Source organism: Staphylococcus rostri, assembly GCF_002902145.1.
Taxonomy (GTDB): domain Bacteria; phylum Bacillota; class Bacilli; order Staphylococcales; family Staphylococcaceae; genus Staphylococcus; species Staphylococcus rostri.
In genome coordinates this window covers 17,021-29,028 of record NZ_PPRF01000014.1, presented here as the reverse complement: position 1 = coordinate 29,028, position 12,008 = coordinate 17,021, and the positions used below count along the sequence as shown (strand labels likewise).

Below are 12,008 nucleotides of genomic sequence, written 5' to 3'. Positions count from 1 at the left end.
CGAATAATCGCGAACAGAATAAAGAATTAGAAGGCGATGATTCTGCTTTTGAAATCTACTATGGTGGTGGAGAATACTTATTCACACATCTTAAGCCTGGAAATTATACAGTAGAAATCATACCTCCTGAGGGATATAGAGTATCAAATTATGAATTTTATGAAGATAGAGTTGTTGGCCCTGGTGGACCAGGAATCAATCATGACGATATCATTCATCGTACTAATGAAGGTATTCGCATTCCAGTTGAGTTGAAAAAATCTGAGTTCTACCATTTCTCATTATTAACACCTTCCGTCAAAGTTGGCGATACAGTGTGGGAAGATACAAACAAAGACGGTATCCAAGATGCGAATGAACCTGGTATCGCAAATGTTACGGTTGTTTTAAAAGATGAACAAGGTGCTGAGGTTTCAAGAACAACAACTGATGAAAACGGTCATTACCTCTTTGATCAGTTGAAACAAGGTCGTTATACAGTTGAATTTGTAACACCTGTTGGCTACGTCCCTACCCCATCTAACCAAGGTAGCGATGATGCAAATGATTCTGATGGCAGCATCGTTAATGTTGATTTAAATGAGAACAACTTAACTGTTGACTCTGGTTTCTACAAAGTACCACCATTAAAAATTGGTGACTTTGTATGGAATGACTATGATCGCGATGGTATTCAATCACCTGAAGAATATGGTATTCCTGCAGTTCCAGTTACATTGAAAAATGCGAACGGTGACGTCATTGCGGAAACTGTTACAAACGATAATGGTTTATATCAATTTGACAACTTAACACCAGGCACATACTTCGTTGAATTTGGTACACCTAATTACTACAGAGCGACACACGTGCTTCAAGGTAGTGATACGGCGCTTGATTCAAACGGTCTAACTGTAAAAGTTATCTTGAAAGATGAAAATCTAACAATTGATTCTGGTTTCTATGTATTTGACGACTCAGAACCTCAACCAGATGAAGAAACTAGCACGGTAGATGGAGAAGATCCTGATACACCGACAACTGATCCTAATGAAAATGTAGATCCTGATACACCAAATACAGATCCAGATGATAGCGACTCGGACTCTGACAGCGATTCGGATAGTGACTCGGATTCGGATAGCGATTCTGACTCGGACAGCGATTCTGATTCGGACAGTGATTCTGATTCTGACAGCGACTCTGACTCGGATAGCGATTCTGATTCTGATAGCGAATTCTGATTCTGATAGTGACTCGGATTCTGACAGCGATTCGGACTCGGATAGCGATTCTGATAGCGACTCGGATTCTGATAGCGACTCGGACTCTGACAGCGACTCGGATTCTGACAGTGATTCTGATTCTGATAGTGACTCAGATTCTGACAGTGACTCTGACTCTGACAGCGACTCGGATTCTGATAGCGATTCGGACTCTGACAGCGATTCGGACTCTGATAGCGATTCGGACTCGGATAGTGACTCGGACTCTGATAGCGATTCTGACTCGGATAGCGACTCGGACTCTGATAGCGATTCGGACTCGGATAGCGATTCGGACTCGGATAGCGACTCGGATTCGGATAGCGACTCGGACTCTGACAGCGATTCGGACTCGGACAGCGACTCTGATTCGGACAGTGACTCTGACTCGGATAGTGATTCTGACTCGGATAGCGATTCGGACTCTGATTCGGATAGTGACTCGGATAGCGATTCTGACTCTGACAGCGATTCGGACTCGGATAGTGACTCGGATTCTGATAGTGACTCGGATAGCGACTCGGACTCTGACAGCGATTCGGACTCGGATAGCGACTCTGACTCGGACAGCGACTCGGATTCTGATAGCGATTCTGATTCTGACAGCGATTCTGACTCGGACAGTGACTCAGATTCTGATAGCGACTCGGATTCTGATAGCGATTCTGATTCTGACAGTGATTCTGATAGTGACTCGGATTCGGACAGCGACTCTGACTCGGATAGTGACTCTGATTCGGACAGCGACTCGGATTCTGATAGCGATTCTGATAGCGATTCTGACTCTGATAGCGATTCTGACTCTGATAGTGACTCGGATTCGGACAGTGACTCTGACTCCGATAGCGACTCGGACTCGGATAGTGACTCGGATTCTGATAGCGATTCGGACTCTGACAGCGATTCGGACTCCGATAGCGACTCGGACTCGGATAGCGACTCAGATTCTGACAGCGATTCGGACTCTGATAGCGACTCTGACTCCGATAGTGACTCTGACTCCGATAGTGACTCGGATTCGGATAGCGATTCTGATTCTGACAGCGATTCGGACTCCGATAGCGACTCTGACTCGGATAGCGATTCTGACTCGGATAGTGACTCTGACTCCGATAGTGACTCTGACTCCGATAGTGACTCTGATTCTGACAGCGACTCAGATTCTGATAGCGATTCGGACTCCGATAGCGACTCGGATTCGGACAGCGACTCTGACTCGGATAGTGATTCTGATTCGGACAGCGACTCAGATACAGATACGAACAATGGCGCTAACAATGGTCAAGACCACAATAGCGACAATGACGGCAATGCAAAAGACCACCACGACAATACGAAAGCATTACCAAACACTGGTCAAGAATCTGCAGACACAGCAGCATTCGGTACAATGTTTGCTGGTCTAGGTTCATTACTTCTGTTCGGTCGTAAAAAGAAACGTCATGAAGACTAAATTTAAGCATTAAAAAAGAGGGGTGCGCCCCTCTTTTTCTTTCCTATTAAGAAAGCTACGATTCCGCACATTTTGTGTACGTTATCGTAGCTTTCATTTTGCTTATAATATGTTTAAGTAAAAATCTAATCTTTAATATGCTTTCCATAGCGGTGAGTCCTTCTTCACCATGTGCTTCATCAAATGCCGCGTAATACAACATTCTATCAGTGAAATTAATATCAATGAGTGGATATCCAGCCTTCATAAGTTCTAAATTTACTAACAGCCTACCTGTTCTGCCATTACCATCAATAAATGGATGTATACGCTCAAACGCAATATGAAACTTAGCTAACTTTGTGATAATATGCTCATTACTCGCGTCAAATTCCCACAACAACCTTTCCATACTACGCTCTATCAAAGTTGGCTGTACGGGTTCATAATCTGCATCGATTATACGAACAGGTACTTGCCGATAAACAGCACGATGCTGTCTATTTCCTATAAGTAGTAATGCATGTGTTTGTTTGATTACCGCTTCAGTCAAAACGACATTATTACTTACAAGCTCGCGCACAAAATCAAAAGCTTCTTTGTGACCAATTGCTTCCATATGATCTTTTAATGGTTTTTATCAATTGTTAACCCTCTTAATACCAAGTCCGTTCCTTTCAGAGTGAGTGTATTTCCTTCAATAGTATTAGAATTATATGTGTACGCCACAGTAAAAGCTTCGTTCAATCTTTCAATTTCTCCGTTAGTACGTAGTCTTTTTACTGTTTGTTCTGATGTATCCCATTTATCAGCAGCTTGATGAACAGACATATACACGGTCACCACCCCTAACTTTACTTATATTTTGTCCACGTAATGCTACATCATCATATAAGGTCCGATATCGATACGTAATGCGAGTTTATCTTGTTCATAACGCTCGTGATAGTAGTCATCTAAATAACGTAACGCATGAATCAACTCTGGTTCACTTTTATATTTCAATAAGATTTGGAACCGAAACTCGTTGTTGATTCTCGACAATGCCGCTGGTGCAGGACCGAGTATAAAGGCTTTATCTGTCAAATGTTGTAGTAATATTTGGTGAACGTGTGATGCTGCTTGTAATGCGACTTTCATCTTTTCATGTGTAATTGTAAAGTTAATCAAGAAAAAGTACGGTGGATATTTCGCCAACTGTCGGAATGACATTTCTTTATTATAAAATGACAGATAGTCGCTCGCCTTAACGTCTTGTATCGCATAATGATCGGGGTTATACGTTTGAATGATTACTTCCCCTTTCTTCTCATGACGGCCTGCACGACCGGCCACTTGCGTTAAAATTTGATACGTCCGTTCACTCGAGCGAAAGTCAGGCAAGTTCAACATCGTATCTGCATTGAGTACCCCAACAAGTGTAATGTTTGGAAAGTCTAATCCTTTCGCAATCATTTGTGTGCCAAGTAAAATATCGCCTTTTCCGTCTCCGAATGCTTTCAGTAGCTTTTCGTGGCTGCCTTTTTTACTTGTTGTATCGACATCCATACGAATAATACGTGCGGATGGAAAGCGTTCTTGAATCAGTTCTTCAACGCGTTGTGTCCCTGTGCCCATTTGACGAATATGTTCGCTACCACAGCTCGGACATTGAAATGGCGCAGGTTCATGATGACCGCAGTAGTGACATTTAAGTTCATCAGTTGTTTTATGGTACGTCATTGAAATATCGCAGTTCGGACATTGCGGGACATGGCCACAGTCACGGCATAACATAAATGATGCATAGCCACGTCGGTTCAAGAATAGGACGACTTGTTCCTGTCTGTTTAGGCGTGTCTCAATGGCTTCAGCGAGATCTTCTGAAAAGATGGAGCGATTGCCGTTTGCTAATTCTTCACGCATATCACGAATTTTAACTTCTGGTAATGGCTGTTGATTGACACGTGTCGGCATCGATAACAACGTATAGACGTTCTTCGTTGCACGTGCATAGCTTTCCAGACTTGGTGTCGCACTACCGAGAACGAGTGGGCATTGATGGTAGCGACTACGCCATTCTGCAATTTCTTTTGCATGGTAGCGTGGATAATCTTCTTGTTTATAAGTCGCTTCATGTTCTTCATCAATAATAATAATGCCTAGATTTTTAAATGGCGCAAAGACACTTGAACGTGCACCGACACTGACACGGGCACGGCCGTCACGAATTTTCTGCCACTCATCATAACGCTCGCCATGTGATAAACCTGAGTGTAACACGGCTACTTCATCTCCAAAGCGGCGTTTGAAACGCTGGACCATTTGCGGTGTTAACGCAATCTCTGGCACGAGCATCATTGCTTCTTGTTGTCGTTCAAGCACTTGATCGATAATCTGTAGATATACTTCTGTTTTACCTGAACCCGTCACACCGTGTAGTAAAAATGTTTCCGCTTGTTGCGCTTCGACTGCACGATTAATGTTATCAAATGCGACTTGTTGTTCTTCGGTCAGTTGCTGTTTGTTTTCTTGTTCAAATACGCGTCCTTCATACGGATCACGTTCAACGACAACATCATACTTTTCAATCACACCATTTTTTTCTAACGTATTAATTGCTGATGTTGAAAATCCAATATCTTTCAACTCGCGCAATAACACATCACGATGACGCTCATCTAATAAAAATGCCAACACATCATACTGTTTCGGGCGCTTCTCCAAGTCTGTCAATAGACTATCACCCATCTCTGGGTCTGCCACACGTACCGCCCGTTGCTTTTTCTTATTTGTATGTTGTGATAACAGCGTTACTTCTTCAACAGCACCTTGTTTCATATACGCTAACAGTTCGGCAACATCTTCATTGTCTTGTGCCGCTTTATATGGATAGATACCTTCTTGGTTAAACCGCTGTGCAAGTGATGCGGGCAATGCTCCAACCTCTTTCACCTGAAATGCCTTCGTATACTTCGCCTTAATCGCACTCGGTAACATCGCTTCCAGCATCGAAATACGTTTGGATACAAAGTAATGACTATACCACTCACTCAACTTAACAAGTTCTTCCGTCAACTCAGGTTGAATGTCTTTCACTTCATAAACAGGTCTTAAACGATTCAGCGGAATATCTGATTGTTCATCAGGCACAAGTTGCATCACATAGCCTTGAATTTTACGTGGGCCAAATGGAACGAGCACACGTACGCCTGGTTGTATGACATCTTGTAAATCTTCGGGTACAAGGTAATCGAACGTTCTATCTACACTTTTGGCAGCAACGTCTACGATAACTTGTGCAATCATACATCCCATCTACTTTCTAGGGCACTTAAAATTTGATACGCCAATGCTGTTTTCTCACCTTTATCAATCGGTTGAACGTCACCACCTTTGAAATACATCGTCACTTCATTTTGGTCTGAGTTAAAACCAATCGAACGGTCACCTACATTGTTCGCGATAATCACATCTGCATTTTTACGCGCTAATTTATCCTGAGCGTAATGTGCAACATCACGGGTTTCAGCCGCAAAACCTACTAATTTTTGCGTTGTCTTATGTTCGCCTAAGTATTTCAAAATATCTTTCGTACGTTCGAATTCTACGGTCAAATTACCGTCTTGCTTTTTCACTTTATGCGTCAATTTGGTCACCGGTGTATAGTCTGATACCGCCGCTGTTTTAAAAACGATATCCTGTGCATCGTAGCGCGATACGACCGCTTCAAACATCTCTTCAGCACTTGTCACTGACACAAATGTTACGCCGTCTGGTGGTGTTAAATGCGTTGGGCCCGAAACTAATGTTACGTGTGCCCCCTGTTCCACTAAGGCTGCCGCAATCGCATAGCCCATCTTGCCCGAAGCACGATTAGACACAAAGCGAACAGGATCAATCACTTCCACTGTCGGTCCAGCTGTCACAAGCACATGTTTCCCCGCAAAATAACCGTTCGCCTCTGTTACATTCTCAAGCTGCGTACCCTCATTTAACTGTTTCAATGATGCAATAATATCCAATGGTTCCGCCATACGTCCTTTTGCGACATAGCCACACGCTAAGAACCCTTCTCCCGGTTCTAAAAAGTGATAACCATCCGCTTTGAGCGTTGCCATATTCGCCTGTATGCGTGGGTTTTCATACATATGTACATTCATAGCCGGTGCAATGAGTTTCGGTGCTGTCGTCGCTAGGAGCGTAGTCGTCACCATATCATCAGCAATCCCATGACTTAACTTTGAAATCGTGTTGGCCGTCGCTGGCGCAATAATCACCGCATCCGCCCAATCGCCTAATGTGATATGTTGAATTTCAGCAGGGTTTTGCTCGATAAATGTATCCGTATAAACCGCGTTACGACTAATCGCTTGAAACGATAATGGCGTCACAAATTGTTGTGCATGTTCCGTTAACATGACACGTACATCATAACCTGCTTGTGTTAATTTACTCGTTAAATCAATCGCTTTATAGGCTGCGATACCGCCCGTCACCGCTAATAAAATGTGCTTCATAGTTTCACTCCTGAATTGTAGACTCTTATGTGCATTATAATATATTTATCATGATATTTCATAAATTGATGCATAAAAAACGGTTCCCTACATAATAAGGTAATGAACCGTTTTTGATCACATAATAGCTCTCATGATGTCTCTAACAACCAAAACAGATTCCTCAAAGGAAATATCTTGTGCATATTTGAATTGTCTTTAATAACTTGTCCAAAGTTGTTTTTGATAATCAGAAGCCTCAATACCATTTAACTGACTTTCCCAGTTATCTATAGACTCTTCGCTACCTCGTTTTCCTACAGTATTGCCCAAAGCTTTACGTAATACATCAAAATCTATTTCGTCTTTTCTAAGTTGATACACGGTAAAAAGGTCATAGCGATCACGAGGACGTGTTGAAGCTATTCCTCGGCTAATAATGGTTTCTAATTTCTCAGCGAGGACGGTCTCTAAATTATAAGTCCAAACCTCAATAAATTCATTTGTAAACAGAGATGGCATCAAATACGTAATTTCTCGAGGCGTATTCTTATCACCTGTTGTGATATCGATAAAGACAACCTCTCTTAACGTATCAAATGTAGCATTGAGTTTTAGAGAAAAGCCTCCATACTGATTATCTTGGCGAATTGGCTCTAGTTTGTCTACTTCAAATGAAAAGATATCATCCGAATCTGAAAGAATCTCTTTGAAGATTTCAATCAAGTTCTCTTGACTAAGTTTCGTCCCTTTAAGGGTTACATCTAAATCCATTGTAGTTCGCTTATCAAGACCTATTAATTGTCCGATTAGATAACCACCTTTCACAACGAATGAATCTTTATAGAACTTTTAGCAATCAACTTCAACACCTGTTCAATAAGGAAGTTTTGCTGAAGCTGCTGAGCAGGAATATCTCTATCCCTTAGCCATATTCTTAATCTTTGCCTTAAAGCTATTTGCATTGGAAAACATTAGGCTAATACCTCCATATAAGATTGTAACTTATTCGTCACCTTGAATAACTGTGCATAGTGAAAAAGTTTTGAATAGTTAACTCTGTGATGTTGAAAATACATCTTAAATGCGGGGGCTATAATTTGAACATCGACTTGATAAACTGGTCTGAGGCACTCTGCTAAAACTCGCTCAGGCTCATATACCTTAATCTTCTGACCTGCTTGTCGCTCAAGCACAATAATTCCTTCATCATAATTGGAACGAAGCACTATCGGGCGTATGCCTTCTACTTTAATATTTTTAGTATTAGTCCCATAAGGGAAACTCATGGTCATCTCAAAAGGGACTGTTAGTGATAGTCCATGTAGCCAGAGAGCGGTCTCTAAAGAAAAAATCCCTTTTGAAAAACGTTGCTGTGCCACAAACCATTCGTCCAGATAAGTATCAGGGAGGCGATATAGCCCTTTTGTTTCAACCTCTACTTGCCCTTCCTCAATCATTTTTAACAACATTTTGTAGGGGAGATTCTCTTCAACTACTTGTTGAAAAGTTAAGAAGCCTTGATGTTCTTGAAAAGAGGTTATAATATTTTCAATACTATTCATAATAGTACTCTCCTTTCATCAGAAATAAAATGCTAACACTTCGGTTAAATGTTAGCATTTTATTTCTTTTTTACCAACTATTTCGGATTTAATTCCTTCAAAAGAATTGCCACCAAAGTACGCGCTTTTGGTAAATGATAGAAAACTGTATAACGTTTAACCTCAATTCTAGAAAACACATCCTCAATACTTTCATCAAACGCTTTAGCGAGTAAACCCAAAGTGATGTCATACAAATCCTCATCTGCTTGGGGCTGGGACATAATAAAATTAAGTTCTGGAAAACCGATAAACGGTGTCCCAACCTCAATGTTCTTCGGGGCTGGGACACAATAAATTTAAGCACTGGGAAACCGATAAACGGTGTCCCAAAAGCAGGATTTTCGACAGAACTGCCACGATTTCGGCAAAATTTGAAAAGCAATTTTGCTCATCGTTCGGTTCTGCTCAAATCCTAAACGCTTTTGTCCCAACCTCTTCTGCCTAAATTAAGGTAAAAAAAGACTTAGCTCTTTACTCAAGCTAAGTCCATAGTCATTTATGCTTAATAATCTTTTAGGTCTACGTTAGGCACAACTTTACTTACAGCCATTTCTTCAAGTGCGCGCCCTACTGTTTTCTTGCTTACATAATCATCTAACAATAAGCCTTCAGGGTTTTCTTGAATTTCTCGTGCACGTTTAGCGGCAGTAGTTGCGATTAAGTATTTTGAATTCACTTTATCTTGTAATTGATGTAACGGTGGATATAACATTACTTTTTAGCCTCCAATAACATTTTTCGATATTTTGCTTCGATGCGTTCACGTTTCAGATGTTCTGCTTCTACAATCGACTGAATACGGTCTTTCGCTAAGTCTACTTCATCGTTAACAACGACATAATCATATAAGTTCATCATTTCAACTTCTTTACGTGCTTCATCCACACGGCGTTGAATCTTCTCTGATGACTCTGTCCCACGACCAATCAAACGCTCTTTCAAATGGTCAAGACTTGGTGGTGCTAAAAAGATAAACAATGCATCTGGGAACTTTTTGCGCACTTGCTTGGCACCTTCCACTTCAATCTCAAGGAACACATCATGCCCTTCATTCATTGTATCTTTGACATATTGAACGGGTGTACCGTAGTAATTCCCTACATACTCCGCGTATTCAATAAATGCATCTTGTTCGATCAGTTGTTCAAAATCGTCACGGGTTTTAAAGAAATAATCCACGCCATCTTGTTCGCCCTCGCGCATATCACGTGTCGTCATCGAGATTGAATATTTATAAGATGTGTTGGGATCATCGAAAATACGTTTTCTAACAGTACCCTTGCCCACACCGGAGGGACCTGACAGAACGATAAGTAAGCCTTTTTCAGTATCCATGCCTAACGACCTTTCTACGTTTTTCTTCTAGTTATTAACATATCTTAACACAAGTTGTTTTCACTTGTATAGGGCGAGTATTACAACACCGCCCTTTTTACGTCATGTTAGAACGCCGTGAACACGATGGAGCGCTAAGATATGCTATAATGATGTGATGATATGATTGAAAGGTGGTAAAAAATATGGCATTTGATGGCCTCTTTACGAGAAAAATGGTCGCTGATTTACAAAGTTTGGTAGGTGGTCGTATCCACAAAATTAATCAGCCTGAAAATGATACCGTGCTGATGATTGTTCGACAAAACCGCAAAAACCATCAATTGTTGTTGTCGATTCACCCTAACTTCGCACGTATCCACCTGACAACGAAAAAATATGATAATCCATTTGAACCACCGATGTTTGCACGTGTGTTTCGTAAGCACTTAGAAGGTGGTATTTTGCGTGCGATACGCCAAATTGATAACGACCGTCGTGTGGAAATTGATGTCGAAAGCAAGGACGAGATTGGCGACACAATTTATAGAACAGTTATTTTAGAAATTATGGGGAAACATAGTAACTTAATTCTCGTTAATCAGGATTATAAAATTATTGAAGGGTTTAAACATCTGACGCCGAATACGAACCAGTATCGTACTGTCATGCCTGGTTTCCAATATGAAGGACCACCAGCACAAAATAAACACAATCCGTACGACTATCAAGGAGCGGACGTTTTACCGTTCATCGACTTCAATGCGGGACGTATCGACCGACAACTGTTACAGACGTTTGAAGGGTTTTCGCCACTCATCACGAAGGAAATCGTATCGAGAAGACATTTTATGACGCCGCATACGTTACCTGAAGCGTTTGACGAAGTAATGGCAGCTACCGACGCACCACCCGTTCCGGTATTTCATAAAAATCACGAAACTGGCAAGGAAGATTTTTACTTTATGGAACTGGCACAATTCGATGATGATGTCGTACGCTACGAGTCATTACATGAACTGCTCGACCGCTTTTACGATGCACGTGGAGAACGTGCCCGAGTGAAACAGCGTGCCAATGACCTTGTGAAGCTTGTTCAACAGTTATTACAGAAGTATCAAAACAAACGCAGCAAGCTGATTGACGAACAACAAGGTACGCAGGAAAAGGAAATGCAACAACTGTATGGCGAGTTAATTACCGCAAACATTTATCAGTTGAAACAAGGCGATAAGGAATTAGAAGCGCTCAACTATTATACTGGGGAACAAGTGACGATTCCGTTAAATCCGATGAAGTCCCCTGCCGAAAATGCGCAATACTATTACAAGCAATACAATCGTATGAAAACACGTGAGCGCGAACTAACACATCAACTTGAATTGACGGAAGAGAATATCCAGTATTTCGAAAATATCGAACAGCAACTGGCACATATTACAGTAGATGATATTGATGAAATCCGTGAAGAATTGGCGGAGCAAGGTTATATTCGTCAGCGCAAACAGCACAAGAAAAAGAAAGCATCCGCGGTTAAGTTACAAACTTATCAATCAACAGATGGCGACACGATTCTTGTTGGTAAAAATAACAAGCAGAACGATTATTTAACGAATAAGCGTGCACAAAAGTCGCATTATTGGTTCCATACGAAAGACTTTCCAGGGAGTCATGTTGTTATTCTCAATGATGCCCCATCCGAACAAACGATTGATGAAGCTGCGATGATTGCGGCATACTTTTCAAAAGCCGGTCAATCGGGACAAATCCCTGTTGACTACACGCAAATTCGCCATGTGCATAAGCCGAGCGGTGCGAAACCTGGCTTTGTAACCTATGACAATCAGAAGACACGCTATGCGACACCGGATTATGATAAAATCCAAGCGTTGAAGCGTACGGAATCTTAAGTTTTATTTTAAGTACCAGCGTA

At 41.5% G+C, this 12,008-nt stretch carries 8 protein-coding genes and 3 pseudogenes; 3 read left to right on the top strand and 8 right to left on the bottom strand.

Annotated features, from left to right (window positions below; translation table 11 throughout):
- Window positions 1-329 precede the first annotated feature (329 nt).
- Both CD122_RS12575 and CD122_RS12630 read left to right on the top strand, forming a co-directional pair.
- Window positions 330-1,626, top strand: a pseudogene (locus tag CD122_RS12575) (SdrD B-like domain-containing protein); the annotation flags it as partial.
- A gap of 933 nt (window positions 1,627-2,559) precedes the next feature.
- Window positions 2,560-2,697: pseudogene (locus CD122_RS12630) on the top strand (LPXTG cell wall anchor domain-containing protein); the annotation flags it as partial.
- A 55-nt stretch (window positions 2,698-2,752) separates the two neighbouring features.
- On the opposite strand, the gene CD122_RS01800 reads toward CD122_RS12630, so the two are convergent.
- From CD122_RS01800 to gmk, 8 genes and pseudogenes are all read right to left on the bottom strand, one after another.
- Window positions 2,753-3,295 carry a Fic family protein gene (locus CD122_RS01800; protein ID WP_206167743.1) on the bottom strand — a complete coding sequence of 181 codons (543 nt, stop codon included), beginning with the start codon at window positions 3,293-3,295 and terminating at the stop codon, window positions 2,753-2,755.
- A gap of 8 nt (window positions 3,296-3,303) precedes the next feature.
- The gene (locus CD122_RS12130) at window positions 3,304-3,507 is read right to left on the bottom strand and encodes a hypothetical protein (protein ID WP_206167742.1); all 204 of its coding nucleotides are present in this window, start codon (window positions 3,505-3,507) and stop codon (window positions 3,304-3,306) included.
- A gap of 48 nt (window positions 3,508-3,555) precedes the next feature.
- On the bottom strand, window positions 3,556-5,964 hold the full coding sequence (gene priA, locus CD122_RS01795; protein WP_103357313.1) for a primosomal protein N': 2,409 nt from the start codon (window positions 5,962-5,964) through the stop codon (window positions 3,556-3,558).
- Window positions 5,961-7,175, bottom strand: coding sequence for a bifunctional phosphopantothenoylcysteine decarboxylase/phosphopantothenate--cysteine ligase CoaBC (gene coaBC, locus CD122_RS01790; protein WP_103357312.1), 1,215 nt, complete (start codon window positions 7,173-7,175; stop codon window positions 5,961-5,963). The genes priA and coaBC overlap by 4 nt, the downstream gene beginning before the upstream one ends.
- A gap of 198 nt (window positions 7,176-7,373) precedes the next feature.
- Window positions 7,374-7,991: pseudogene (locus CD122_RS01785) on the bottom strand (nucleotidyl transferase AbiEii/AbiGii toxin family protein); the annotation flags it as partial.
- Window positions 7,992-8,128: 137 nt separating this feature from the next.
- Window positions 8,129-8,719, bottom strand: a complete 591-nt coding sequence (locus CD122_RS01780) for a type IV toxin-antitoxin system AbiEi family antitoxin domain-containing protein (RefSeq protein WP_103357311.1) — start codon at window positions 8,717-8,719, stop codon at window positions 8,129-8,131.
- A 544-nt stretch (window positions 8,720-9,263) separates the two neighbouring features.
- Window positions 9,264-9,473 (bottom strand): DNA-directed RNA polymerase subunit omega, encoded by a 210-nt coding sequence (rpoZ, locus tag CD122_RS01770; protein ID WP_103357309.1) that lies wholly within the window; start codon window positions 9,471-9,473, stop codon window positions 9,264-9,266.
- The gene (gene gmk, locus CD122_RS01765) at window positions 9,473-10,096 is read right to left on the bottom strand and encodes a guanylate kinase (RefSeq protein ID WP_103357308.1); all 624 of its coding nucleotides are present in this window, start codon (window positions 10,094-10,096) and stop codon (window positions 9,473-9,475) included. The genes rpoZ and gmk overlap by 1 nt, the downstream gene beginning before the upstream one ends.
- Window positions 10,097-10,281: 185 nt before the next feature.
- Here gmk and CD122_RS01760 point away from each other — a divergent pair, with 185 nt between their 5' ends.
- Complete coding sequence (locus CD122_RS01760) at window positions 10,282-11,985, top strand: Rqc2 family fibronectin-binding protein (protein ID WP_103357307.1); 1,704 nt, start codon at window positions 10,282-10,284, stop codon at window positions 11,983-11,985.
- Window positions 11,986-12,008: the final 23 nt, after the last annotated feature.

Excerpts from the sequence above, each read along its gene's own strand:
- CD122_RS12130 (WP_206167742.1), bottom strand. The coding sequence starts at position 3,507 with ATGTCTGTTCATCAAGCTGCTGATAAATGGGATACATCAGAACAAACA.
- CD122_RS01760 (WP_103357307.1), top strand. The coding sequence starts at position 10,282 with ATGGCATTTGATGGCCTCTTTACGAGAAAAATGGTCGCTGATTTACAA.
- CD122_RS01800 (WP_206167743.1), bottom strand. The coding sequence starts at position 3,295 with ATGGAAGCAATTGGTCACAAAGAAGCTTTTGATTTTGTGCGCGAGCTT.
- CD122_RS01780 (WP_103357311.1), bottom strand. The coding sequence starts at position 8,719 with ATGAATAGTATTGAAAATATTATAACCTCTTTTCAAGAACATCAAGGC.
- priA (WP_103357313.1), bottom strand. The coding sequence starts at position 5,964 with ATGATTGCACAAGTTATCGTAGACGTTGCTGCCAAAAGTGTAGATAGA.
- gmk (WP_103357308.1), bottom strand. The coding sequence starts at position 10,096 with ATGGATACTGAAAAAGGCTTACTTATCGTTCTGTCAGGTCCCTCCGGT.
- coaBC (WP_103357312.1), bottom strand. The coding sequence starts at position 7,175 with ATGAAGCACATTTTATTAGCGGTGACGGGCGGTATCGCAGCCTATAAA.
- rpoZ (WP_103357309.1), bottom strand. The coding sequence starts at position 9,473 with ATGTTATATCCACCGTTACATCAATTACAAGATAAAGTGAATTCAAAA.